General features: G+C 72.7%; 20 protein-coding genes. 11 read left to right on the top strand and 9 right to left on the bottom strand.

What is annotated here, in order from left to right; all coding sequences use genetic code 11:
- The first annotated feature begins 43 nt into the window (after nucleotides 1-43).
- The 5 genes from RM572_RS10695 to mshC all read left to right on the top strand — a co-directional run bounded on the left by RM572_RS10695 (nucleotide 44) and on the right by mshC (nucleotide 4,982).
- Nucleotides 44-1,093 carry an LLM class F420-dependent oxidoreductase gene (locus tag RM572_RS10695; RefSeq protein WP_311673024.1) on the top strand — a complete coding sequence of 350 codons (1,050 nt, stop codon included), beginning with the start codon at nucleotides 44-46 and terminating at the stop codon, nucleotides 1,091-1,093.
- Nucleotides 1,094-1,316: 223 nt separating this feature from the next.
- On the top strand, nucleotides 1,317-2,069 hold the full coding sequence (locus tag RM572_RS10690; RefSeq protein ID WP_311673023.1) for a histidine phosphatase family protein: 753 nt from the start codon (nucleotides 1,317-1,319) through the stop codon (nucleotides 2,067-2,069).
- Between the two features lie 78 nt (nucleotides 2,070-2,147).
- Nucleotides 2,148-2,738: a DUF3090 domain-containing protein gene (locus tag RM572_RS10685; RefSeq protein WP_136184904.1), complete on the top strand. Its 591-nt coding sequence runs from the start codon at nucleotides 2,148-2,150 to the stop codon at nucleotides 2,736-2,738.
- Nucleotides 2,702-3,625: an SCO1664 family protein gene (locus RM572_RS10680; RefSeq protein WP_311673022.1), complete on the top strand. Its 924-nt coding sequence runs from the start codon at nucleotides 2,702-2,704 to the stop codon at nucleotides 3,623-3,625. Before RM572_RS10685 ends, RM572_RS10680 begins: the two co-directional genes overlap by 37 nt.
- Before the next feature lie 127 nt (nucleotides 3,626-3,752).
- On the top strand, nucleotides 3,753-4,982 hold the full coding sequence (gene mshC, locus RM572_RS10675) for a cysteine--1-D-myo-inosityl 2-amino-2-deoxy-alpha-D-glucopyranoside ligase (RefSeq protein ID WP_311673021.1): 1,230 nt from the start codon (nucleotides 3,753-3,755) through the stop codon (nucleotides 4,980-4,982).
- A gap of 96 nt (nucleotides 4,983-5,078) precedes the next feature.
- Here the strand turns inward: mshC and RM572_RS10670 are convergent, their stop codons facing one another.
- The 6 genes from RM572_RS10670 to RM572_RS10645 form a co-directional block, all read right to left on the bottom strand.
- Entirely contained in the window at nucleotides 5,079-6,182 is a 1,104-nt protein-coding gene (locus tag RM572_RS10670; RefSeq protein ID WP_311673020.1) for a PAC2 family protein, read from the bottom strand.
- Nucleotides 6,183-6,193: 11 nt separating this feature from the next.
- On the bottom strand, nucleotides 6,194-7,363 hold the full coding sequence (locus tag RM572_RS10665) for a glycoside hydrolase family 18 protein (protein WP_311673019.1): 1,170 nt from the start codon (nucleotides 7,361-7,363) through the stop codon (nucleotides 6,194-6,196).
- Between the two features lie 66 nt (nucleotides 7,364-7,429).
- Nucleotides 7,430-9,049, bottom strand: coding sequence for a glycerol-3-phosphate dehydrogenase/oxidase (locus tag RM572_RS10660; protein ID WP_311673018.1), 1,620 nt, complete (start codon nucleotides 9,047-9,049; stop codon nucleotides 7,430-7,432).
- Between the two features lie 5 nt (nucleotides 9,050-9,054).
- A complete protein-coding gene (glpK, locus tag RM572_RS10655; protein ID WP_311673016.1) occupies nucleotides 9,055-10,590 on the bottom strand; it encodes a glycerol kinase GlpK in 1,536 nt (511 codons plus the stop codon).
- Between the two features lie 42 nt (nucleotides 10,591-10,632).
- Complete coding sequence (locus tag RM572_RS10650; protein WP_027762750.1) at nucleotides 10,633-11,439, bottom strand: MIP/aquaporin family protein; 807 nt, start codon at nucleotides 11,437-11,439, stop codon at nucleotides 10,633-10,635.
- A gap of 184 nt (nucleotides 11,440-11,623) precedes the next feature.
- Nucleotides 11,624-12,391 carry an IclR family transcriptional regulator gene (locus RM572_RS10645; protein ID WP_311673015.1) on the bottom strand — a complete coding sequence of 256 codons (768 nt, stop codon included), beginning with the start codon at nucleotides 12,389-12,391 and terminating at the stop codon, nucleotides 11,624-11,626.
- Between the two features lie 212 nt (nucleotides 12,392-12,603).
- On the opposite strand from RM572_RS10645, the gene metH reads away from it, so the two are divergent.
- From metH to RM572_RS10630, 3 genes are all read left to right on the top strand, one after another.
- Nucleotides 12,604-16,116 carry a methionine synthase gene (gene metH, locus RM572_RS10640; RefSeq protein ID WP_311673014.1) on the top strand — a complete coding sequence of 1,171 codons (3,513 nt, stop codon included), beginning with the start codon at nucleotides 12,604-12,606 and terminating at the stop codon, nucleotides 16,114-16,116.
- A gap of 173 nt (nucleotides 16,117-16,289) precedes the next feature.
- Nucleotides 16,290-17,030: an HAD family hydrolase gene (locus tag RM572_RS10635; RefSeq protein ID WP_311673013.1), complete on the top strand. Its 741-nt coding sequence runs from the start codon at nucleotides 16,290-16,292 to the stop codon at nucleotides 17,028-17,030.
- A gap of 292 nt (nucleotides 17,031-17,322) precedes the next feature.
- Entirely contained in the window at nucleotides 17,323-18,918 is a 1,596-nt protein-coding gene (locus RM572_RS10630) for an ABC transporter substrate-binding protein (RefSeq protein ID WP_311673012.1), read from the top strand.
- 75 nt (nucleotides 18,919-18,993) lie between these two features.
- Here RM572_RS10630 and RM572_RS10625 read toward each other — a convergent pair whose 3' ends face one another.
- The gene (locus RM572_RS10625) at nucleotides 18,994-19,665 is read right to left on the bottom strand and encodes a response regulator (protein WP_027762746.1); all 672 of its coding nucleotides are present in this window, start codon (nucleotides 19,663-19,665) and stop codon (nucleotides 18,994-18,996) included.
- 54 nt (nucleotides 19,666-19,719) lie between these two features.
- Nucleotides 19,720-20,694: a RecB family exonuclease gene (locus RM572_RS10620; protein ID WP_311673011.1), complete on the bottom strand. Its 975-nt coding sequence runs from the start codon at nucleotides 20,692-20,694 to the stop codon at nucleotides 19,720-19,722.
- A gap of 128 nt (nucleotides 20,695-20,822) precedes the next feature.
- On the opposite strand from RM572_RS10620, the gene RM572_RS10615 reads away from it, so the two are divergent.
- From RM572_RS10615 to RM572_RS10605, 3 genes are all read left to right on the top strand, one after another.
- Entirely contained in the window at nucleotides 20,823-22,121 is a 1,299-nt protein-coding gene (locus RM572_RS10615; protein ID WP_311673010.1) for a site-2 protease family protein, read from the top strand.
- Between the two features lie 94 nt (nucleotides 22,122-22,215).
- Nucleotides 22,216-23,109, top strand: a complete 894-nt coding sequence (locus RM572_RS10610) for a tRNA (adenine-N1)-methyltransferase (protein ID WP_136184915.1) — start codon at nucleotides 22,216-22,218, stop codon at nucleotides 23,107-23,109.
- Nucleotides 23,110-23,293: 184 nt separating this feature from the next.
- Nucleotides 23,294-23,875 (top strand): hypothetical protein, encoded by a 582-nt coding sequence (locus RM572_RS10605; protein ID WP_311673009.1) that lies wholly within the window; start codon nucleotides 23,294-23,296, stop codon nucleotides 23,873-23,875.
- Between the two features lie 60 nt (nucleotides 23,876-23,935).
- Here RM572_RS10605 and RM572_RS10600 read toward each other — a convergent pair whose 3' ends face one another.
- Nucleotides 23,936-24,223, bottom strand: a complete 288-nt coding sequence (locus RM572_RS10600; RefSeq protein WP_027762741.1) for a ferredoxin — start codon at nucleotides 24,221-24,223, stop codon at nucleotides 23,936-23,938.
- Nucleotides 24,224-24,316 lie beyond the last annotated feature (93 nt).

The raw sequence follows: 24,316 nt of genomic DNA, 5'->3' as shown, positions 1-24,316 counted from the left end.
AGTCCCCGGGACATCGTAGTTACTGATCAGTAAGGGGGCCGGTATGCGGCTCGGCATCAACCTCGGCTACTGGGGAGCCGGGATGGACGCGGACAACCTCGCCGTCGCCCAGGAGGCGGACCGCCTCGGCTACGCCGTGTGCTGGGCCGCCGAGGCCTACGGCTCGGACGCCCCGACCGTGCTCTCCTGGGTCGCCGCCCAGACCGAACGCATCGACGTCGGCTCCGGCATCTTCCAGATCCCCGCCCGCACTCCCGCCATGACGGCCATGACCGCCGCCACCCTGGACACCCTCACCGGCGGACGCTTCCGCCTCGGCCTCGGCGTGTCCGGCCCGCAGGTCTCCGAGGGCTGGTACGGCGTGAAGTTCGACAAGCCGCTGGCTCGCACCCGCGAGTACGTCGAGATCGTCCGCAAGGCCATGACGCGCGAGCGTCTGACCCACCAGGGCGAGCACTGGACGCTTCCCCTGCCGGACGGGCCGGGCAAGCCGATCAAGCTCACCGTCCACCCGGTGCGCGAGCACATCCCGCTCTACATTGCCGCCATCGGCCCCAAGAACCTGGAGCAGACCGGCGAGATCGCGGAGGGCGCACTGCTGGTGTTCTTCTCGCCCGAGCACGCCGAGGAGACCACGCTGGGAGCCGTGCGTGCCGGCCGGGCCAAGGCCGGCAAGGACCTGGACGGCTTCGACATCTGCCCCACCGTGCCGATGGCCGTCGGCGACGACGTGGACGCCCTCGCCGACCTGTTCCGGCCCTACACCGCGCTGTACGTGGGCGGCATGGGCAGCCGCAAGCAGAACTTCTACAACAAGCTCGCCCAGCGCATGGGCTACGAGAAGGAGGCGGCGGAGATCCAGGACAAGTACCTGGACGGCGACAAGGAGGGCGCCGCGGCGGCCGTGCCGAAGCAGCTCATCGACTCCACCACGCTGCTCGGCCCCGTGGACCGCATCGCCGACCGGATGCGGGCCTACGCGGAGGCGGGCGTCGGCACCCTCTCCCTCGCCCCCGCCGGCTTCACGCTGGACGAGCGGATCGGCGCCCTGCGGGCCGGGGTGGAGGCCATGGAGCGCGCCGGACTCGCCTGACGCGCGGCTCTCCGCCACCCGGCTTCGGGGAGGCGACGGGGACGGGGGCCCGGGGGAGTGCGCCAGGGAGATCACGGCCGTGGTGGGGGCTCGGGGGGTCATCCCCGCCACGGCCGTCACCCCCTCAACGCCGCAGCGCCTCCGGAGGTTACGCACCCGCGCCGACGAGCACTCCACCGGCCACGTTCGGCCCTCGGGGGCCTGTCCGCCTACCCTGGCAGCCATGCCCACGCTGATCCTCCTGCGGCACGGCCGGTCCACCGCCAACACCGCCGGCCTGCTCGCCGGCCGCACACCGGGGATCGCCCTGGACGAACTCGGCCGGAAACAGGCCGCCGACCTGCCCGCCCGCATCGCGCCGCTCGCCCCCGTGCTCGCCGTCACCAGCCCGCTCCAGCGCTGCCGGGAGACCCTCGCCCCGCTCACCGAGGCCCGCCCGGACCTGGCCGTGCACACCGAGGACCGGATCAACGAGTGCGACTACGGCGACTGGACCGGCCGCAAGCTCGGCGAGCTGTCCGACGAGCCGCTGATGGCCGCCGTCCAGCAGCACCCGTCCGCCGCCGCCTTCCCGGGCGGCGAATCGATGCGTGCCATGCAGCACCGCGCGGTCGAGGCGGTGCGCGACTGGAACGCACGCGTCGAGGCCGAACACGGCCCCGGCGCCTGCTACCTGATGTGCGCCCACGGCGACATCATCAAGTCCGTCGTCGCCGACGCCCTCGGCATGCACCTGGACCTCTTCCAGCGCGTCTCCGTCAGCCCCTGCTCCGTCACCGTCGTCCGCTACACCGCGCTGCGCCCGTTCCTTCTGCGGCTCGGGGACACCGGTGAACTCGACTCCCTGGCACCACCGCCCGATCAGGATCCGCCGCCCGGCGACGGATCGGCGACCGGCACGCCCGCTGCCGCCCCCGGAACGGGTACCGGAACCGGAACCGACGCCTCCGAGGCGCCCGTGGGCGGCGGTCTCTAGGCACGCCCTCAGGCGCGGTGATCGCCTGGCGCAGTAGGGTGCCAGTGACCGAAGCAGTCGACGACAACGGAGCAGGACGTGTCCCGTCAGGTGTTCCTCTACGACCCGCCGGACCGGTTCGTGGCCGGCACGGTCGGGCTGCCTGGCCGCAGAACCTTCTTCCTCCAGGCCACGGCGGCCGGCCGCACCACCAGCGTGGCGCTGGAGAAGGCGCAGGTGGAAGCCCTGGCGGAACGGATCGACGAGCTGCTGGACGAGGTGGTGCGGCGCTCCGGCGGCAACGCCCCGGTACCCGCCGTCGCCCCCGCCGAGGTGGACGACACCGAGCCGCTCCAGTCCCCGGTGGACGAGGAGTTCCGGGTCGGCACGATGGCGCTGGCCTGGGACGGGGACGGCGAGCGGATGGTCGTCGAGGCCCAGGCCGTGGTGGAGCTGGAGGCCGACTCCGACGAGGATCTCGCCGAGGCCGAGGAACGCCTGCTCCAGGACGACGAGAACGGCCCGCCCATGCTGCGGGTCCGCATCAGCGGCGCGATGGCCCGCGCCTTCGCCAAGCGCGCCCTGGAGGTCGTGAACGCCGGGCGGCCACCCTGCCCGCTGTGCAGCCTGCCGCTCGACCCGGAGGGACACGTATGTCCGCGCCAGAACGGGTACCGACGGAGCGAGTGACCACCCTCCCGACCGCGGCCGCACGCGACCTGCTCGCCCACGGCACGCTCACCGTCCGCGGACGCATCCGCAACGCCTCCAACGCCGTGCTCTTCGCCACGGTCGACGCGGACGGCGAAACCCTCGACTGCGTCTACAAGCCGGTTGCCGGCGAACGTCCCCTGTGGGACTTCCCCGACGGCACCCTGGCCGCCCGCGAGGTCGCCGCGTACGAGGTGTCCGAGGCGACCGGCTGGAGCCTGATCCCGCCCACCGTGCTGCGCGACGGCCCGTACGGCGAGGGCATGTGCCAGGCATGGGTCGGCCCGCCGCCCGGCCGGGAACCCTCGGACTCTTCGGGCCCCTCGGACCTCTCGGACGACGAGGATGACGAGGATGCCGAGGACGACGACGGCAGCGGCCTCGGGGAGCTGTTCACCCTGGTCGAGGGAGGGACGCCACCCCCCGGCTGGAAGGCCGTCGGCCACGCCGAGACCGAGGACGGCCGGCCCGCCCTCTTCGTGCACGCCGACGATCCCCGCCTGCGGCGGCTCGCCGTGCTGGACGCGGTGCTCAACAACGCCGACCGCAAGGGCGGACACCTGCTCACCTCGCGTGACGGGCGCCTCCAGGCCATCGATCACGGCGTGACCTTCCACGCCGAGGACAAGCTGCGCACCCTGCTCTGGGGCTGGGCCGGCGAACCGCTGACCGGGGAGGCGGTCGCCGCGCTGCGCGTGCTCCGGGACGCGCTGGCGGACGGCGCGCCGCTCGCCCGCCGCCTGCCGCGGCTGCTCACGCCTGCCGAGGTGGACGCCGTGCGCGGACGCGTCGGCGCGCTGCTGGCCGCCGGGCGCCACCCGCTGCCCGGCGGCGACTGGCCCGCCATCCCCTGGCCCCCGCTCTAGGACCCGTCCGGGCAGCAAGCTGGTCCGGCTGCCCGCACCCGGCTCGCGCCGTTCGTCAAGGGTGCCCATCCGGCCGTATCGACCGCCGGGTTCGTGGCCGGTACAGCCGTGCGGTTAGGCTCGACGCATGCATGCCTGGCCCGCTTCCGAGGTCCCCGCGCTGCCTGGTCAGGGCCGCGACCTCCGGATCCACGACACCGCCACCGGGGGGCGGGTGACCTCCACCCCGGGGCCCGTCGCCCGCCTCTACGTCTGCGGCATCACCCCGTACGACGCCACCCACCTGGGGCACGCGGCGACGTACAACGCGTTCGACCTCGTCCAGCGCGTGTGGCTCGACACCAAGCGCCAGGTCCACTACATCCAGAACGTCACCGACATCGACGACCCCCTGCTGGAACGCGCGGCGACCACCGGGGAGGAGTGGGCCGCGCTCGCCGAGCGCGAGACGGCGCTGTTCCGGGAGGACATGACGGCGCTGCGGATGCTCCCGCCGCAGCACTTCGTCGGCGCGGTGGAGACCATCCCCCGCATCGTCCCGCTCGTCGAACGTCTCCGGGACGCGGGCGCCGCGTACGAACTGGACGGCGACGTCTACTTCTCCGTCGCCGCGGACCCCCACTTCGGCGAGGTCTCCGGCCTCGACGCGGGCACCATGCGGACCCTGTCCGCCGAACGCGGCGGCGACCCGGACCGCCCGGGCAAGAAGAACCCGCTCGACCCGATGCTGTGGATGGCCGCCCGCGACGGCGAGCCCAGCTGGGACGGCGGCTCCCTCGGCCGCGGCCGGCCCGGCTGGCACATCGAGTGCGTCGCCATCGCCCTGGACCACCTCGGCATGGGCTTCGACGTGCAGGGCGGCGGCTCCGACCTCGCCTTCCCGCACCACGAGATGGGCGCCTCGCACGCCCAGGCCCTCACCGGTGAGCACCCGTTCGCCCGCACCTACGTCCACGCCGGCATGGTCGCCCTGGACGGGGAGAAGATGTCGAAGTCCAAGGGCAATCTGGTCTTCGTCTCCGCCCTGCGCCGCGACGGCGTCGACCCCGCGGCCATCCGGCTGTCCCTGCTGGCCCACCACTACCGCTCCGACTGGGAGTACACCGACGGCGTGCTCCAGGAGGCCGAGCAGCGGCTCGCCCGCTGGCGCAGCGCCGTCTCCCGGCCGGACGGGCCGCCCGCCGACGGTGTCCTCGCGGAGATCAGGGAAGCTCTCGCCGACGACCTCGACGCCCCCGCCGCCCTCGCCGCCGTCGACCGCTGGGCCGCCGCGCAAGCCGCGGCCGGCGGCACCGACACCGCCGCACCGGGCCTGGTCTCACGGGCCGTCGACGCCCTCCTGGGCGTCGCGCTCTGACCCACCCGTCCGAGGAACGCTCAGCGGCCCGCCGCGAAGGACCACCCTTCGCGGCGGGCCGCACACCTACCGCGCACCGGCCGGGCCCGCCCGGCCTCAGTCGTCGTTCTCCTCCCGGCGGTCCCGCTCCGCGGACCCGCCCGTGCCCGGAGTGCCGTCGCCGGGCCCCTCCGCGTCGCCGCGGTCGTCGTCCGGCCCACTCCGCGCCTCGGGACCCGTGCTCCCGGAGCGCCCCGCGGAACGCCTCCCGCCGCCGGGACCACGTCCGCGTCCGCCCGCTCCCCGCCCGCCGCCGCGCCGGAACGATCCGCTCTCCGGCCCCTCCCCGGCCCGCCCGGCGGACGGGCCGCCGTCCCGGCGGCGCAGGTACCGCTCGAACTCCTTCGCGATCGCCTCACCGGACGCCTCCGGCAGCTCCGCGGTGTCCCGTGCCTCCTCCAGCGACTGGACGTACTCCGCCACCTCGCTGTCCTCCGCCGCGAGCTGATCCACGCCCACCTGCCAGGCCCGCGCGTCCTCCGGCAGCTCGCCCAGCGGCACGCGCAGCTCCAGCAGGTCCTCCAGCCGGTTCAGCAGCGCGAGCGTCGCCTTGGGATTCGGTGGCTGCGACACGTAGTGCGGCACCGACGCCCACAGGCTGACGGCCGGGACTCCCGCGTGCGTGCACGCCTCCTGGAGGATGCCGACGATGCCGGTGGGCCCCTCGTACCGCGACTCCTCCAGCTGGAGGGTCCGCGCCAGATCCGGGTCCGAGGTCACCCCGGTCACCGGGACGGGGCGGGTGTGCGGCGTGTCGCCGAGCAGGGCGCCCAGTACCACCACCATCTCGACGCCCAGTTCGTGCGCGAAGCCGAGCACCTCGTTGCAGAAGGAACGCCACCGCATGCTCGGCTCGATGCCCCGGACCAGCACCAGGTCACGGGGCCTGCCCTTGCCGTCGGAGTCGCCGACGCGCACGACCGACAGCCGTGTCGTGGGCCAGGTGATCTTGCGGGCCCCGTCGTCCAGCCACACCTGCGGGCGGTTGACCTGGAAGTCGTAGTAGTCCTCGGCGTCCAGCGCCGCGAACACCTCGCCCTTCCACTCCCGCTCCAGGTGCGCGACCGCGGCGGAGGCGGCGTCGCCGGCGTCGTTCCAGCCTTCGAACGCGGCCACCATGACCGGGTCGACCAGCTCGGGAACCCCCTCGAGCTCGATCACCCAGCGCCTCCTTACCCCCGGTCCGGAGCACTGCGCTCCGCACCGGCTGCCGTACGTGTTCCGTGCCTCGCCCAGCCTACGGCGTGCGGCCCCTCCCGCCGCATCCTTCGTGGCGGCGCGGACACGCTCCGGGGACCGCACCAGTCGCGGCGGTAGGCCCGCCAGTCGGCGGGTGTCGCCGCGAAGTCGACGTACAGCGCCACCCCGAACCTCCGGCGCGACGGGTCCTCGCGTCCCAGCCCCAGCCGCACGCCGCGCACGGCCGCCGGGACCGTCTCGGCCTCCGGCTCCCGGCCGGGGGTGTCGGTGTGGTAGAAGGGCAGGCCCATCAGCACGTCCACGTCCTCCGGCGCGTTCTCCAGCGCCAGCTCCGTCTGCTGCGCGACGTAGCCGCCGTACAGGCTCTCCAGCGGCGTCCAGGTGTCGTACGACATCACCGCGACCTGGTCGACCCGCCGCGCGACCTGCCCGAAATAGTCCCGCGACCACCACTTCGTGCGCCCGTCCTCAGTGAGCAGCCCGGCGAGCGCGTGACCGCCGGGGACCGGGTCGATCTGGTGCGAGGCGACCGAGAGGACTCCGCCGCGTCCGTGCACGGTCCGCCGCAGCCGGTCCAGCAGCCGCAGGTAGTGCGGGCTGCCCGAGCGCAGCGGCTCCAGGTTCAGGTGCACGCCGTCGAAACCCAGGTCCAGCACCCGCCGCGCACTGTCCACGACGGCCCGCCGGGCGGCCGGATCGGGCAGCAGCAGCCCGCCAGGGTCGCCGTCCTCGTACACCACCAGCTGACCCAGCCATGCCTGCACCCGTACGTCCGGGAGCTCCCGCCGCACGGACTCCAGCAGCCACGCGGCCCGCGGATGCCGCTCCGGGCGCAGCGTGCCGTCGAACTCCATCGGGCCGGTGTGCACGTACAGGTCGCGGATGCCGGTCCCCTCGACACGGCGCTTCAGCCGCGCCAGGTCGTCCCCGTCCCGGCGGCCGTCGACCCAGGCGTGTCCCAGCCACACCGCGTCCCGGCCGCGGGTGAGGGCGTCCTCGGGCGGAACGCCCGCGTAGAACGCCCGCAGCGTCACCGCGCCCGTGAGCGGTGGCAGCACCAGCAAGGCGGCCAGCACCGCCGCGGCCCGCTTCAGCCCCCGCCTCGTCGGCCGCAGGCCGCGCAGCACCTTCCCCACGCCCATGAACGTTCCCCCTGCCGTACGTCGGACGGGTGATCACCCTGCCACACGGGAGCGGGGGAGCGGCCGTCAGTCCTCGCGCGCCGCCAGCAGCGCCGCGACCCGGTCGCGGACCGGTTCGGTGTCCAGGCCGCGCACGGTCAGCGTGGTGCGGCGGCGCAGCACGTCGTCCACGGTCTGCGCCCACTCCCGGTCCCGCGCGTAGACGACCTGCGCCCAGATCTCCGGCCCGTCCGGGTGGATCCGCTCGCCCAGCGCCGCGTCCTCGTCCACCAGCCGCGCGACGTCGAACGCGAGGGAGCCGTAGTGGGTGGCGAGCTGACGTGCCGTCGCCGGGTCCATGCCGGCCCCGGCCCGCCCGTCCGCCAGCAGCCGGTGGGCCACCGCGTCCGGGTTGGCGATACCGGGCAGCGGCGTGCGCCGCACCAGCGAGGAGACCGGTACCGGCACGCCCGCCGCCCCGGCGGTCCCGCCCACGGAGGGGAGCGCGGCCAGCTTGTTCATGACGGCCCGTCCGATGTGCCGGTAGGTGGTCCACTTGCCGCCCGCGACCGACAGCATGCCGCCGCGGCCCTCCGACACCACCGTCTCCCGTTTCGCGGACTCCACTCCGCCCGGCCCGCCCGGCAGCACCCGCAGACCGGCGAACGCGTACGTCATCAGGTCCCGGGACAGGTGCTCGCGGCGCACCGAGAGCGACGCCTCGTCGAGAATCTGCGCGATGTCCGCCTCGGTGGCGCTCACGTCGGCCGGGTCGCCCTCGTACGCCTCGTCGGTGGTGCCCAGCAGAAGCTGGTCCTCCCACGGCAGGGCGAAGGTGATGCGGTACCGGTCGATGGGCGTGGCCAGCGCCGCGCGCCACGGCGAGCGCCGGCGCAGCACCAGGTGGGCGCCCTTGGACAGCCGGATGCTGGGTGCCGCGCCGGGGTCCTCCATCCGCCGCACGTGGTCCACCCAGGGACCGGTGGCGTTGAGCACCAGCCGTGCGTCGACGCCGAACTCGGTACCGTCCAGGCGGTCCCGCAGCTCCGCGCCGGTCACCCGTCCGCCGGCGGACCGCAGGCCGGTCACCTCGGCGTGGTTGAGCGTCACCGCGCCGGACTCGACGGCGGCGCGCACCGTCATCACGGCCACCCGGGAGTCGTTCATCTGATGGTCGGAGTAGACCGCGACCGCCTTGAGGTTCTCCGTACGCAGCCCGGGGTTCGCCGCCGCCGCCTTCGCGGGGGAGATGACCCGGCCGACGCCGTCGCCGAACGCGGACAGCGCCGAATAGGCGAACACGCCCGCGCCCAGCTTGGCCGCGCCGTGCGGGCCTCCCCGGTACACCGGCAGGTGGAAGGTGAGCGGGTTGACCAGGTGCGGAGCGACGTCCTTCGCCAGCACCCGCCGCTCGTGGTGGTTCTCCGCCACCAGCCGGACGGCGCCGGTCTGGAGGTAGCGCAGCCCGCCGTGCACGAGCTTGGAGGAGGCGGAGGAGGTGGCGCCGGCGAAGTCGCCGGCGTCCACCATCGCCACCCGCAGCCCGGACTGCGCGGCGTGCCAGGCGACCGAGGTCCCCAGAATGCCGCCGCCGATCACCAGCAGGTCGTACGTTCCCCGGTCCAGCAGCTCCCTGGTCTCGGCGCGGCCCTGACGGCCGAAGGCGTTCCCGCCGCGTGCGGGCGTGCCGAGGGTGGTCGCGGTCATGCTGATCAGTTCTCCTCTTCGATCCAGCCCATGGTCCGCTGGACGGCCTTGAGCCAGTTGCGGTACTCGCTCTCGCGCTTCCCGCTGTCCATGCGGGGCGTCCACTCGGCCGCCCGCTTCCAGTTGGCGCGGAGCGCCTCGGTGTCCGGCCAGAAGCCGACGGCGAGGCCGGCGGCGTAGGCGGCGCCGAGGCAGGTGGTCTCGGCGACCATCGGCCGTACGACCGGGGCGTCGAGGAAGTCCGACATGGTCTGCATCAGCAGGTTGTTGGACGTCATGCCGCCGTCGACCTTGAGCGAGCTCAGCTCGACGCCGGAGTCCTTCTGCATCGCGTCGACGATCTCCCGCGTCTGCCAGGCGGTGGCCTCCAGCACGGCCCGCGCCAGGTGCGCCTTGGTGACGTAGCGGGTCAGGCCCGTGATGACGCCGCGCGCGTCGGACCGCCAGTACGGCGCGAACAGGCCGGAGAAGGCGGGCACGAAGTAGGCGCCGCCGTTGTCGTCGACGGAGCTGGCGAGCGTCTCGACCTCGGCCGCGCTGTTGATCAGGCCCATCTGGTCGCGCATCCACTGCACCAGCGCGCCGGTGATGGCGATGGAACCCTCCAGCGCGTACACCGGCTTCTCCTCGCCGATGCGGTAACCGACCGTGGTGAGCAGGCCGTTGTAGGAGTTGACGGCCTCCTCGCCGGTGTTCAGCAGCAGGAACGTGCCCGTGCCGTAGGTGGACTTCGCCTCCCCGGGGGCGTAGCAGGTCTGACCGAACAGTGCGGCCTGCTGGTCGCCCAGGGCCGAGGCCACCGGCACGCCCTCCAGCGCGCCCCGGGCGTGCCCGTACACCTCGGCCGAGGAGCGGATCTCCGGCAGCAGCGAGAGGGGGACGCCCATCGACTCGCAGATCTTCTCGTCCCACTGGAGCGTGCGCAGGTTCATCAGCATGGTGCGCGAGGCGTTGGTGACGTCGGTGACGTGCACCCCGCCGTCCGGGCCGCCGGTGAGGTTCCAGATCACCCAGGAGTCCATCGTGCCGAACAGCAGCTCGCCGCGCTCGGCGCGCTCCCGCAGGCCGTCGACGTTGTCCAGCAGCCAGCGGATCTTGGGACCGGCGAAGTAGGAGGCGAGGGGGAGGCCCGTCTCGCGGCGGAACCGGTCCTGGCCGACGTTGCGGCCCAGCTCCTTGCACAGCGCGTCGGTGCGGGTGTCCTGCCAGACCAGGGCGTTGTGCACGGGCTCGCCGGTGGCGCGGTCCCAGAGCAGTGTGGTCTCGCGCTGGTTGGTGATGCCGAGCGCCTTGACGTCCTCCCGGGAGATGCCGGCCCGCTCCAGTGCGCCGGCGACCACCTCCTGGACGTTGGTCCAGATCTCGGCGGCGTCGTGCTCGACCCAGCCGGGGCGGGGAAGGATCTGCTCGTGCTCCTTCTGGTCGACCGACACGATCCGGCCGTCCCGGTCGAAGACGATGCAGCGGCTGGAGGTCGTGCCCTGGTCGATGGCGGCGATGAACTCGCGCTTCGGGGCGTTCGCGGCGGGGGTCTCGCTCATGATGGGCTCCGGTGGCGTCGGGATGGGCTTGCGGTCGGGTTCTCAGGCGAAGGCGAGGGTGTACAGGCCGCCGGCCAGTGCGCCGCCGAGCAGCGGGCCTGCCACCGGCACCCAGGCGTAGCTCCAGTCTGATCCGCCCTTGTTCGGCAGCGGCAGCAGCGCGTGCACCAGGCGCGGGCCGAGGTCGCGGGCCGGGTTGATGGCGTAGCCGGTCGGGCCGCCCAGCGACAGGCCGATGCCGACGACGACCAGCGCGGTGATCAGTACGCCCAGCGGGCCCAGCCCCTCACCCTCCTGGTTCAGGCCCTGGGTGAGGATGGCCAGCACCAGCACGACCGTGGCGACGACCTCGGTGGCGAGGTTCTGCCAGGTGTTCCGGATCTCGGGGGCGGTGGAGAATATGCCGAGCACGGGACCGGGTCCCGGAGTGGCCGGGCCCTGAGCCGTACGGTCGGCCACCGCCGTCTCCTGCGCACCCGGGCCGCCGGTCGCCTCCCGGCCGGTGAGGTGGGCCAGGAACTGGCCGTAGTAGGCCACCCACACCAGCGAGGCGCCCAGCATCGCGCCGATCATCTGCGCCAGCACGTAGGCGGGCACGTCGCTCCATTCGGTACCGCCCTGCACGGCCAGGCCCACGGTCACCGCGGGATTGAGGTGCGCGCCGGACACGCCGGCGGCGATGTAGGCGCCGGTGAGCACCGCCATGCCCCAGCCGAGCGCGATGGCCGTCCAGCCGGCGTTGAACGCCTTGGAGTGCCGGAACGTGACGGCGGCGCACACGCCGCCGCCGAGCAGGATCAGCACCGCGGTGCCGACGATCTCGCCGAGGAAGATGTCGGAGGTGGACACCGGCGACTCCTTTGTTTCGTCCGATGAGGGGCAGGCGGCGGTGCGCGTTCTCGTCCGGTGTTCGACAATGCCGACCGCCGGACGGCAGTTTTCTCCGCCCAGCGGCAACCGTCAAGGGGCTGGACGCCGGGGGATGCCGCCGGAGCCCTCCCCGGCGGAGCATCCGGCCCGCGGCGGCCGGGCTTCAGAAACGCCCCGAACCCAGGTCGCGGGACACCGCGCGGGCGCAGTCCCGCACCGACGCCACCAGCGCCGGCCGCAGCTCCCCGGACCCGTCGCACACCCGCTCCACCGCGCCGGTGATGCCCACCGCGCCCACCGGCATCCGGCGCCGGTCGTGGATCGGCGCCGCGATGGACGCCAGCCCTTCCCAGGTCTCCTCCACGTCCGCCGCCCAGCCGCGCGCACGCGTCAGGTCCAGCACCGACTCCAGACCCCCGGGTGCGGTCACGGTCCGGCCGGTGAAAGCCTCCCGGGGCGACTCCAGCACCTCACTGTGCGCCACCGGGTCGTACGCCGAGAGCACCTTGCCCAGGGCGGTGCTGTGCAGCGGCTGCATCGCGCCCACCTCCAGCACCTGCCGGCTGTCGTCCGGGCGGAAGACGTGGTGCACCACCAGCACCCCCTGCTGGTGCAGCACCCCCAGGTAGACGCTCTCCCCACTGGACCGCGCCAGATCGTCCGTCCACACCAGCGCCCGGGCCCGCAGTTCGTGCACGTCCAGGTAGCTGTTGCCCAGCCGCAGCAGCTCCGCGCCGAGGGTGTACCGGCCGGTGGCCTCGTCCTGCTCGACGAAACCCTCCTGCTGGAGCGTGCGGATCAGCCCGTGGGCGGTGCCCTTGGCGAGCTGGAGGGCGGAGGCGATCTCGGAGAGGCCCAGGCGCCGTTCACCGCCCGCCAGCAGCCGCAGCACGGCCGCCGCCCGTTCGAGCGACTGGATGGTCCGGGCCATCGGCAGACTCCTTGCCGGATCGGGTGCATTCGACAATGCCGAACGCTATCGCTTGATGCCGACCCGCCGAAAGGCGAGGGCAATCCCCGGAGTGCCGTCCCGCTCCGCGGAACGCCCGGGAGCGCCTTGCCGTCGACGGCTACCCTGGTCTGGTGCGCCGTCCCCACGGGTGGCGCAAAGCCGACAGCCGTCGCATCCCAGGGAGCAGTTCCATGGCCTCGCCCAGCACGCCGTCCCCCGCCCGCACCACCCGTGCAGACGCCCTCCGCGAGGCACTGGCCTCCCGGGTCGTGGTCGCCGACGGAGCGATGGGCACGATGCTCCAGGCGCAGGACCCCTCGCTGGACGACTTCCAGCAGCTCGAAGGCTGCAACGAAATCCTCAACGTCACCCGCCCGGACATCGTCTCCGCCGTACACCGCGAGTACTTCGACGCCGGTGTGGACTGCGTGGAGACCAACACCTTCGGCGCCAACCTCGCGGCTCTCGGCGAGTACGACATCCCACACCGGATCTTCGAGCTCTCCGAGGCCGGGGTGCGCATCGCCCGCGACGTCGCCGAGGCGTTCGAGGAGGGCGACGGACGCGTCCGCTGGGTCCTCGGCTCCATGGGCCCGGGCACCAAGCTCCCGACCCTCGGACACGCCCCCTACGCCGCCCTGCGTGACGCGTACCAGGAGAACGCCGAAGGCATGATCGCCGGCGGTGCCGACGCCCTGCTGGTGGAGACCACCCAGGACCTGCTCCAGACCAAGGCCGCCGTGCTCGGCGCGCGCCGCGCCCTGGAAGCGACCGGCACGTCCCTGCCGCTGCTGTGCTCCGTCACCGTCGAGACCACCGGCACCATGCTCCTCGGCTCCGAGATCGGCGCCGCGCTGACCGCGCTGGAGCCGCTGGGCATCGACATGATCGGCCTGAACTGCGCCACCGGCCCGGCCGAGATGAGCGAACACCTGCGGTACCTCGCCCAGCACGCCGGGGTTCCGCTCTCCTGCATGCCCAACGCCGGCCTCCCCGTACTCGGCAAGGACGGCGCGCACTACCCGCTGACGGCACCCGAACTGGCCGACGCCCAGGAGTCGTTCATCAGCGACTACGGCCTCTCCCTCGTGGGCGGCTGCTGCGGCACCACCCCCGAACACCTGCGGCAGCTCGTCGAACGCGTCCGCGGCAGCGCCCCCGCCCCCCGCGCGCCGCAGCCCGAGCCGGGCGCCTCCTCGCTCTACCAGACCGTGCCCTTCCGCCAGGACACCTCCTACCTGGCGATCGGTGAGCGCACCAACGCCAACGGTTCCAAGAAGTTCCGCACCGCCATGCTGGAAGGCCGCTGGGACGACTGCGTGGAGTTGGCGCGGGACCAGATCCGCGAGGGCGCCCACCTGCTCGACCTCTGCGTCGACTACGTCGGCCGCGACGGCGTCGCCGACATGTCCGAACTCGCCGGGCGCTTCGCGACCGCGTCCACGCTGCCGATCGTGCTCGACTCCACCGAACCCGCCGTACTGCAGGCGGGCCTGGAAAAGCTCGGCGGACGCGCCGTCATCAACTCCGTCAACTACGAGGACGGCGACGGGCCCGACTCCCGCTTCGCCCGCATCACCCGCCTCGCCGCCGAACACGGCGCCGCGCTGATCGCGCTGACCATCGACGAGGAGGGCCAGGCCCGCACCCCGGAGCACAAGGTCGCCGTCGCCGAACGGCTCATCGAGGACCTCACCACCAACTGGGGCATCGCCGAGTCCGACATCCTCGTCGACTGCCTCACCTTCACCATCTGCACCGGGCAGGAGGAGTCCCGCAAGGACGGCGTCGCCACCATCGAGGCCATCCGCGAACTCAAGCGCCGCCACCCCGAGGTGCAGACCACCCTCGGCCTGTCCAACATCTCCTTCGGCCTCAACCCGGCCGCCCGGCAGGTGCTCAACTCCGTCTTCCTCGACGAGTGCGTCAAGGCCGGCCTCGACTCCGCGATCGTCCACGCCTCCAAGATCCTCCCCATCGCCCGGCTCGAAGAGGAGCAGGTCGAGGTGGCGCTCGACCTGATCCACGACCGCCGCCGCGAGGGCTACGACCCCCTCTCCCGGCTGCTGGAGCTCTTCGAGGGCGTGGACAGCAAGTCCCTCAAGGCCGGCAGGGCCGAGGAACTCGCCGCGCTGCCCCTGGAGGAACGCCTCCAGCGCCGGATCATCGACGGTGAACGCAACGGCCTGGAGGACGACCTGGAGGCCGCGCTGGCCGAGCGGCCGGCCCTGGACATCGTCAACGAGACCCTGCTGGCCGGCATGAAGGTCGTCGGCGAGCTGTTCGGCTCCGGCCAGATGCAGCTGCCGTTCGTGCTCCAGTCCGCCGAAGTGATGAAGTCCGCGGTGGCCCACCTGGAACCGCACATGGAGAAGTCGGACGACGAAGGCAAGGGCACCATCGTCCTCGCCACCGTCCGCGGCGACGTCCACGACATCGGCAAGAACCTCGTCGACATCATCCTGTCCAACAACGGCTACAACGTCGTCAACCTGGGCATCAAGCAGCCCGTCTCCGCCATCCTGGACGCCGCCCAGGAGCACCGGGCCGACGTCATCGGCATGTCCGGCCTGCTGGTCAAGTCCACGGTGATCATGAAGGAGAACCTGGAGGAACTGAACCAGCGCCGGATGTCCGCCGACTACCCCGTCATCCTCGGCGGCGCCGCCCTCACCCGCGCCTACGTCGAACAGGACCTGCACGAGATCTACGAGGGCGAGGTCCGCTACGCCCGCGACGCCTTCGAGGGGCTGCGCCTCATGGACGCCCTCATCGCCGTCAAGCGCGGAGTGCCCGGCGCGGAGCTGCCCGAACTGAAGAAGCGCCGGGTACCCAAGCGGGACGCCGCCCTGCCCGAACAGCCCGCCAACGACGGCTCCGTGCGCTCCGACGTCGCACGCGACAACCCCGTGCCCGGCATGCCCTTCCGCGGCACACGCGTCGTCAAGGGCATCGCCCTGAAGGACTACGCCTCCTGGCTGGACGAAGGAGCGCTCTTCAAGGGCCAGTGGGGTTTGAAGGAGTCCCGCACCGGCGACGGGCCGTCGTACGACGAGCTGGTCGAGACCGAGGGCCGCCCCCGTCTGCGCGGCTGGCTCGACACCCTCCAGCGCGACAACCTCCTGGAGGCGGCCGTCGTCTACGGCTACTTCCCCTGCGTCTCCAAGGGCGACGACCTGATCCTGCTGGACGACGACGGCGGGGAGCGCACCCGCTTCACCTTCCCCCGCCAGCGCCGGGGCCGCCGCCTGTGCCTCGCCGACTTCTTCCGCTCCGAGGACAGCGGCGAGACCGACGTCGTCGGCCTCCAGGTCGTCACGGTCGGCTCGAAGATCGGCGAGGCGACCGGCGAGCTGTTCGCCGCCGACTCCTACCGCGACTACCTGGAGCTGCACGGCCTGTCGGTGCAGCTCGCGGAAGCCCTGGCCGAGTACTGGCACGCCCGCCAGCGCGCGGAACTCGGCTTCGCCGGCGAGGACCCCGGCGCCATCACCGACATGTTCGACCTCAAGTACCGCGGCGCCCGCTTCTCCCTGGGCTACGGAGCGTGCCCCGACCTGGAGGACCGGGCGAAGATCGCCGAACTGCTGCGCCCCGAACGGATCGGCGTGGAACTCTCGGCCGAGTTCCAGCTCCATCCGGAGCAGTCGACGGACGCCATCGTGCTGCACCACCCGGAGGCCAAGTACTTCAACGCACGGTAGCCGTGCCGCAGGGCTGCCGAGGGCACGCACGGTAGCCGCGCGAACGCCGTTCGGCGTGCCACCGGGCGCATGATCCATGCCCGTCGTACACTGGACGGTCCGGTACAGGCCGGTCGCCCGTTCCCGGTGGAGCGTGCGGCCGGCCTTCTCGTCCCCCAGGAGGCGTGACGCGGATGACAAGCTCCCTCCCCGCTCCCATCACCCGTACGGCCGACGGCGCCGGACTGCAGGCGGTACTGCTGGACATGGACGGCACCCTCGTCGACACCGAGGGATCCTGGTGGGACGCGGAGGTCGAGGTCTTCGCGGACCTCGGGCACGAGCTCGAGGACACCTGGCGGCACATCGTCGTCGGCGGGCCCATGGCGCGCAGCGCGGGCTTCCTCATCGAGGCCACCGGCGCGGAGATCACGCTCGGCGAACTGACCGTGCTGCTCAACCACAAGTTCACCGAGCGCCTCGCCCACGGCGTCCCGCTGATGCCCGGTGCCCGGCGCCTGCTCACCGAACTACGGGCCCACCGGGTGCCGGCCGCCCTGGTGTCGGCCACCCACCGCGTCGTGATGGACCGGATGCTGCGCTGGCTCGGCCCCGAGAACTTCGCCTTCACCGTCGCCGGGGACGAACTGCGGCACACCAAGCCGCATCCCGATCCCTACCTGCTCGCCGCCGCCCGACTCGGCGCCGACCCCGGCCGCTGTGCGGTGGTCGAGGACACCAGCACCGGAGTCGCTTCGGCAGAGGCAGCGGGGTGCCACGTGGTGGCCGTCCCCTCGGTCGCCCCCATCGCCCCGGAAGGCCGCCGTACCGTCGTGAAGTCGCTGGAGGAGGTCGACCTGGCGTTCCTCTCCGCGCTCGTCGCGAACGGAGGCACGCGGCCCGGCCGCCCCCTCACCCGGGACGAAACGACCTGACGGACGGCGGAGTTGACGGCGTGACGTTCCTCACGCCTCGCCCCTCCCGGGCCGGTCCCGGAGGGGCCCGAGACGGCCGCCGCGGCCCCGGTCGCCGTCCGTGAAGCCCGGTATACCCCGGTTTTCTTCGCGCCCGGCGATGTCCGGTATCCGGAGTGCAGATCGAAATTATCGGTGTGTGACCGGGTGATCACCCGGGCTTGTCCGGCATGTCCCCGCAGAACCACTAACCTCTGTGTCCCGGCCATCTATCTGAGGCGACAACCCGGCCGGACGAGGGAGACCGTCGACGATGAACCGCAAGACCCTGGTGCTGCCTGCCCTGCTGGGCCTGCTCGCCCCCACCCTGGCGGCCTGCGGCGGAGGAACCGCAGGCGACTCGGGCGGCGACGCCATCGTCGTCGGAACCACCGACCGGTTCGCGGTCAGCGAGGCCACCCCCGCCCCGTTCGACCCCGCCGCCGGCTACGACATCGCCTCGTGGAACGTCATGCGCAGCACCTTCCAGACGCTGCTCCGCCCACCGCGCTCGGGCACCGAGCCGGAGCCGGAAGCCGCCCGCGAGTGCGCGTTCACCGACAAGCAGGGCACGCAGTACCGCTGCACCCTGCGGGAGGGCATGAAGTTCTCCGACGGCAGCGAACTCACCGCCCAGGACGTCGAGTTCTCGGTGGAGAGAATGCTCGACGTCGGCGACGGCCTCGGCCCCGCCTCGCTGCTCGGCAACGTCGACACGGTGCAGGCGGCCGGCGACACCGAGGTCGTCTTCCACCTCAAGAAGCCCGACGCGACCTTCCCCTACAAGCTCGCCACCCCCGCCGCGGCGATCCTGGACAGCGAGACCTACCCGCGCAACGGCTACCTGGAAGGCACCGAGGTCGTGGGCTCCGGCCCCTACCTGCTGGAGTCCTACGACGCCTCCGACGGCGTCGGTGTCTTCGTCAGGAACCCCGACTACACCGGCACACTCGAGGTCCGCAACGACCGCATCGAGCTCCGCAGCTTCGACAGCGCCGAGGCGATGGAGAAGGCGCTGAAGAACGGCGAGATCGACGTCATGAACCGGACGCTGACGCCCGGCCAGGTCAACCGCCTGAAGATCGCGGACGACGACCGCATCGACCTCGTGGAGTCACCGGGCCAGGAGATCCGCTACCTCGTCTTCCACACCGACGACCCCACCGCCGGGCAGCTCGCCGTGCGCCGGGCGATCGCCCAGGTCGTCGACCGCAAGGCACTGGTGCGCGACGTGTACGAGCGCACCGCCGAACCGCTGTACTCCCTGGTGCCCAGCGGCCTGATCGGCCACCGCAACTCCTTCTTCAACGAGTACGGCGAGCCCGACCCCGCCGCCGCCCGCCGCACCCTGCGCGCAGCCGGCGTCGACACCCCCGTCCCGCTCACCCTGCACCACACCACCGACCACTACGGCGCCGTCACCCGGCAGGAGTTCCAGGAACTCGAGGAACAGCTCGACGCCACCGGCCTCTTCCGCACCGAGCTGCAGAGCACGCCGTGGGACGCCTACCGCAAGCAGGCCACCCAGGGGTCCTACGGCGTCTACGGCTTCGGCTGGTTCCCCGACTTCGCAGACCCGGACAACTTCGTCGCGCCGTTCTTCACCGAGGACAACTTCCTCAAGACGCCCTACGTCAACGAGGAGATCCGCGACGAACTCATCCCGCAGACCCGCCGGGAGACCAAGCGCGCCGAGGCGGCCGACGAGTTCGGGCGCGTGCAGGACGTCATCGCCGAAGAGGTCCCCGTACTGCCCCTGTGGCAGGGCAAGCAGTACATCGCCGCCCGCGACGACATCACCGGCACCGAATGGGCGCTCAACTCCGCGTCCGTCCTCCAGCTGTGGGAGCTCGGACGCGGCGTCAGCTGACCACACGAACGGAGCCGGAGGGGACGGTGACCGGCCTGCCGGGGCCACCGTCCCCTCCGCCCTCCCGCGGCCGGCTCAGTGGGCGCCGGGCCGCACCAGGCCGCTCTCGTACGCGTACACCGCCGCCTGCACCCGGTCCCGCAGGCTCAGCTTCGTCAGCACGTGCCCCACATGGGTCTTGACCGTCGTCTCGCTCACGAACAGGTCCGCCGCGATCTCGGCGTTCGACAGCCCCCGGGCCACCAGCTTCAGCACCTCCACCTCGCGCTCGGTCAGCGTGTGCAGCGTGTCCGGGAGCGGTTCCTCCCCCGACGGCAGCCGCCCGGCGTACTTGTCCAGCAGCCGCCGCGTCACCGACGGAGCCAGCATCGCCTCGCCCGCCGCGACCACCCGGATCGCCTGCACCAGCTCGCCGGCCGGCGCGTCCTTCAGCAGGAAGCCGCTCGCCCCCGCCCGCAGCGCCTCCACCACGTACTCGTCGAGGTCGAAGGTCGTGAGCACCAGCACCTTCGCCGGGCCGTCCTTGTCCGGGCCGGTGATCTGCCGGGTGGCCTCCACACCGTCCATCCGCGGCATCCGGATGTCCATCAGCACCACGTCCGGCTGGAGCGCCCGCACCTGGTCCAGCGCCTGCAGGCCGTCTCCCGCCTCCCCGACGACGGCGAGATCGCCCTCCGCCTCCAGGATCATGCGGAATCCGGTGCGCAGCAGTGGCTGGTCGTCGACCAACAGTACGCGGATGGCCACGTGGAGTCCCCTTCGGCGGGCGGGCAGGCTGACGCACCCATTCTCGCCCAGTCGTCAGCGCCGCGGCTCCGCGACCCCCTCCGCCGCGCCCGGCTCCCGCACCGCGCCGGGCTCGACGACGTCCTCACGCTCCTCGCCGACCTCCCCGCCCTCGCCGTCCTCCGCGCGCGGCTCCGGCAGCCGCGGCTGCACCGAGACCGGATACGGCGGCGGCGTGCCGCCGAACTCCGGACAGCGCGCCTGGTGGTCGCACCAGTCGCACAGCCGGCTCGGCCGGGGCCGCCAGTCCCCGGTCTCCGTCGCCTTCCGGATCGCCTCCCACAGCGCCAGCAGCTTCCGCTCCACGGCCCGCAGGTCCGACTCGCCCGGATCGTAGGTCAGCACATCACCACTGCCCAGATACACCAGCTGCAGACGGCGCGGCACGGCCCCGCGCAGCCGCCACAGCACCAGCGCGTAGAACTTCATCTGGAACAGCGCCTCGGACGCGTACTCCGGACGCGGCGCCTTACCCGTCTTGTAGTCCACGATGCGCACCTCGCCGGTCGGCGCGATGTCCACCCGGTCGATGATGCCGCGCAGACGCAGCCCCGACTCCAGCCGGGCCTCCACCCGCAGCTCCCGCTCCGCCGGCTCCAGCCGCGTCGGGTCCTCCAGCGAGAACCAGCGCTCCACCAGCCCCTCGGCCTCCGCCAGCCACCGCGCCAGCTCCGCCCCGTCCGCCGGACCCTGCGCCCCGTCCTCCGCCGGCTCGGAGAACAATTGCGCCAGCTCCGGCCGCCGCGCCAGCAGCCGCTCCCACTCCCGCGCCACCATCGCCCGCGCCCGCGGCGCACTGCGCTCCGCCGCCGGCGCGTCGAACAGCCGCTCCAGCACCGCGTGCACCACCGTCCCCCTGGTGGCCGCGGCCGACGGCTTCTCCGGCAGCCGGTCGATCACCCGGAAGCGGTACAGCAACGGGCACTGCATGAAGTCGCTCGCCCGCGACGGCGACAACGAGTCGGGAGCGGTGACGGCTGCGTCTCTCATGGCTACCGACCCTACGACCCGCCACCGACAACACGGCGCTTACCATCGACTCCGGAAGCTCCCGCACTGCATGATCGAGTGACCGCGGCAGTGACGCGGGGTGCGAGAGCAGCGGCAGAGGGGAACCCGTGGCGGACACGGACAACGGCGAACCGCGCGACGACGGCACCGGCCGACCCACCCGGCCCGGGGAACCGTCCGCGCCCAAGCGGACGAACGCGCCGCTCACCCCAGGGGGCCCCGGCGGCCCCGGAAGCGGCGACCCCCGGCGGAACCGGGGCACCGGCGGCGGCATCCTCATGGGCCGCCCCTTCGGCGTGCCCGTCTACGTCGCCCCCAGCTGGTTCCTCGTCGCCGCCCTCATCACCTGGGTCTTCGGCGGCCAGCTCGACCGCGTGCTCCCCGAACTCGGCGGAGCCCGCTACCTGATCGCCCTGTTCTTCGCCGTCGCCTTCTACGCCTCCGTCCTCGTCCACGAACTCGCCCACACCGTCGCCGCACTCCGTTTCAAACTCCCCGTGCGGCGCATCCAGCTCCAGTTCTTCGGCGGCGTCTCCGAGATCGAGAAGGAGTCCGAGACCCCCGGCCGCGAGTTCGTCCTCGCCTTCGTCGGCCCCCTGCTCTCCCTCGTCCTCGCCGGCGTCTTCTACGCCGGCATGCAGGCCGTGGAACCCGGCACCGTACCCGGCGTCCTGCTCGCCGGGCTGATGATCTCCAACCTCATCGTCGCCGCGTTCAACCTGCTCCCCGGCCTGCCGCTGGACGGCGGCCGCATGCTCCGCGCCGTCATCTGGAAACTCAGCGGCAAAGCCATGACCGGCACCGTCGCCGCCGCCTGGACCGGGCGCGGCCTCGCCCTCGCCGTCCTCATCGGTTTCCCCCTCGCCACCCACGCCGGAGGCTTCACCGACGGCGGCGCCGGCGGCTTCGACACCGTCACCGACGCGCTGCTCGCCGCCATCCTCGCCGCCATCATCTGGACCGGGGCGGGCAACAGTCTCCGCGTGGCCCGGCTGCGCGAACGCCTCCCCGACCTCGGTGCTCGCCGCCTGACCCGCCGCGCCGTACCGGTGGAGAACGACACCCCGCTCTCCGAAGCCCTGCGCCGCGCCAACGAGGCCGGAGCCCGCGCCCTCGTCGTCGTCGACGGGCGCGGCGACCCCCTCTCCCTGGTACGCGAATCCGCCATCGTCGGCGTCCCCGAACACCGCCGGCCCTGGGTCGCCGTCAGCACCCTCGCCCAGGACCTCAAGGACGGCATGCGGGTCTCCGCCGAACTCGCGGGCGAAGAGCTCCTCGACCACCTGCGGGCCACCCCCGCCACCGAGTACCTCGTCGTCGAGGAGACCGGCGAGATCTACGGAGTGCTGTCCACCACCGACGTCGAGAAAGCCTTCGTCGCCGCCATGGCCAAGCCCTCCGCCTGACCCCGGGGCAGGACCACCGCCCCCGCCCGCCCCTCCCTCCGCCCGCCCACCGCCCCGTGCGCACCCGCCCGCCGGCGCCCGATAGGCTGGGGCCATGTCCGAACCGACCGGTGCCGCCCGCCGTCGCGGGCCCTTCAAGGTCGGGGACCAGGTCCAGCTCACCGACCCCAAGGGACGCCACTACACGATCACGCTCGAGGCCGGGAAGAGCTTCCACACCCACAAGGGAGCCTTCCCCCACGACGAGCTGATCGGCGCTCCCGAGGGCAGTGTCGTCCGTACCACCGGAAACGTCGCGTACCTCGCGCTGCGCCCCCTGCTCCCCGACTACGTCCTGTCCATGCCGCGCGGCGCCGCCGTCGTCTACCCCAAGGACGCCGGCCAGGTGCTCGCGATGGCCGACATCTTCCCCGGCGCGCGCGTCGTCGAGGCCGGCGTCGGCTCGGGCTCCCTCAGCACCTTCCTGCTGCGCGCCGTCGGCGACCACGGCATGCTCCACTCCTACGAACGCCGCGCCGACTTCGCCGAGATCGCCGAACAGAACGTCGAACGCTACTTCGGCGCCCCCCACCCCGCCTGGACACTCACCGTCGGCGACCTCCAGGACAACCTCGCCGACGCCGACGTCGACCGCGTCATCCTCGACATGCTCGCCCCCTGGGAATGCCTGGACGCCGTCTCCAAGGCCCTGGTCCCCGGCGGCATCCTCTGCGCCTACGTGGCCACCACCACCCAGCTCGCCCGCACCGTCGAAACCATCCGGGAACACGGCACCTTCAACGAACCGCAGGCCTGGGAGACCATGGTCCGCAACTGGCACGTCGAAGGCCTCGCCGTACGCCCCGACCACCGCATGATCGGTCACACCGGCTTCCTGCTCACCGCCCGCCGCCTCGCCGACGGCGTCGAACCTCCGCTGCGCCGCCGCCGTCCCGCCAAGGGCGCCTACGGCGCCGACTACTCCGGGCCCGGCTCCGGCAGCCGCTGAGCCCCCGGCAGCCACCAACCCCCGTACGCCAGCCGCAACGCCGCGACCCGCCCGCCGGGTTGCGGCGTTCGGCTTCTCCCGGACGGCACGTGAACCGGCACGCCCCCGCCGTTCCCCGCCGATGTGACCTGTGGCACGATGCTGGGCACCTCCGCAGTCACAGCTCCCTCAGGAGACCACCCCCGTGCAGCCCTCGGCCCGCCCGGACGCCCTTCCGCACACCCGCACCCGACTCGTCCACTGGGTGGCGACCGCGGCCGCCCTGTCCGCCGTGCTCGGGGTGTCCGCCCTGGTCCAGCCCCCCGACGCCCTCGCCGGACCGGCCGGCACCACCCCCGGAAAGGGCCCCGACGCCGCCCAGGCCGGCTACCCCGTCGACTGCGGCCCGCGGAAACAGCCCGCCGTCGCCGTGCTCGACTCCGCCTCCGCCGACTTCGACGCCGACGGACGCGCCGAGACCGTGGCCCTCGTCCGCTGCAACACCCCCACCGGCACCCCGCCCAGCGGCATCTTCGTCCTCACCCACCCGGCCGAACCCGGCGCGCCCCCGCCCGTGGTCGAGACCCTGCTGTCACCCGAGCAGGGCATGAGCGCCCAGGAGTTCACCGTCGGCGAACACGGCGACCGGAAGATCGCGGCCACCCTCCTGGGCTACTCCTCGCCCGACGTCCCCCGCTGCTGCCCCGACCAGCAGCGCAAGGTCTCCTGGGAATGGCGCGACGGCCGATTCGTCCTCGTCCCCGAACCCGTCGCCCAGAGCGTCTGAGACCCACTCCCGGCGAGGCACCGCCCACGCACCGCGCGCACGCGGAGTGACGAAGTACCGTCACTCCGCGTCCGGACCGAAGACCTCCGCCTTGTCCGAAACCCGGCGCACGTGGATGCACTCGCCCGGGCACTCCACCGCCGACGCCTGCACGTCCTTCAGCAACGGCAGCGGCACGGGCGTCGTCGCCCCCTTGTCCTGGAGCAGCTCGTCCCCGGAGTCCTTCACATACGCCAGACCGTCGATGTCCAGCTCGAAGACCTCCGGCGCGTACTGCGCGCAGATCCCGTCGCCCGTGCACAGATCCTGGTCGATCCAGACCTCGAGCGCTTCGTTTCCGGTACTCATGCTGCCGCCTGCCGCTCCCTCGCTCGCGACGAAGTGGCGAAATAGCGCCACCCCGGACGGGTGTTGACAGTTCCGACGATACAACCGGGCCGT

Origin of the sequence: Streptomyces hazeniae (assembly GCF_031845485.1) — a bacterium.
In the GTDB taxonomy this organism is placed as follows: Bacteria; Actinomycetota; Actinomycetes; order Streptomycetales; family Streptomycetaceae; genus Streptomyces; species Streptomyces hazeniae.
Note: the sequence above shows the minus strand (reverse complement) of the source record. Positions and strands in the feature narration are given on the sequence as shown.

Bases quoted from the DNA above. Each gene is read 5' to 3' on its own strand.
- RM572_RS10695 (WP_311673024.1), top strand. From the start codon at position 44: ATGCGGCTCGGCATCAACCTCGGCTACTGGGGAGCCGGGATGGACGCG.
- RM572_RS10690 (WP_311673023.1), top strand. From the start codon at position 1,317: ATGCCCACGCTGATCCTCCTGCGGCACGGCCGGTCCACCGCCAACACC.
- RM572_RS10680 (WP_311673022.1), top strand. From the start codon at position 2,702: ATGTCCGCGCCAGAACGGGTACCGACGGAGCGAGTGACCACCCTCCCG.
- mshC (WP_311673021.1), top strand. From the start codon at position 3,753: ATGCATGCCTGGCCCGCTTCCGAGGTCCCCGCGCTGCCTGGTCAGGGC.
- RM572_RS10665 (WP_311673019.1), bottom strand. From the start codon at position 7,363: ATGGGCGTGGGGAAGGTGCTGCGCGGCCTGCGGCCGACGAGGCGGGGG.
- RM572_RS10660 (WP_311673018.1), bottom strand. From the start codon at position 9,049: ATGACCGCGACCACCCTCGGCACGCCCGCACGCGGCGGGAACGCCTTC.
- glpK (WP_311673016.1), bottom strand. From the start codon at position 10,590: ATGAGCGAGACCCCCGCCGCGAACGCCCCGAAGCGCGAGTTCATCGCC.
- RM572_RS10645 (WP_311673015.1), bottom strand. From the start codon at position 12,391: ATGGCCCGGACCATCCAGTCGCTCGAACGGGCGGCGGCCGTGCTGCGG.
- metH (WP_311673014.1), top strand. From the start codon at position 12,604: ATGGCCTCGCCCAGCACGCCGTCCCCCGCCCGCACCACCCGTGCAGAC.
- RM572_RS10635 (WP_311673013.1), top strand. From the start codon at position 16,290: ATGACAAGCTCCCTCCCCGCTCCCATCACCCGTACGGCCGACGGCGCC.
- RM572_RS10630 (WP_311673012.1), top strand. From the start codon at position 17,323: ATGAACCGCAAGACCCTGGTGCTGCCTGCCCTGCTGGGCCTGCTCGCC.
- RM572_RS10620 (WP_311673011.1), bottom strand. From the start codon at position 20,694: ATGAGAGACGCAGCCGTCACCGCTCCCGACTCGTTGTCGCCGTCGCGG.
- RM572_RS10610 (WP_136184915.1), top strand. From the start codon at position 22,216: ATGTCCGAACCGACCGGTGCCGCCCGCCGTCGCGGGCCCTTCAAGGTC.
- RM572_RS10600 (WP_027762741.1), bottom strand. From the start codon at position 24,223: ATGAGTACCGGAAACGAAGCGCTCGAGGTCTGGATCGACCAGGATCTG.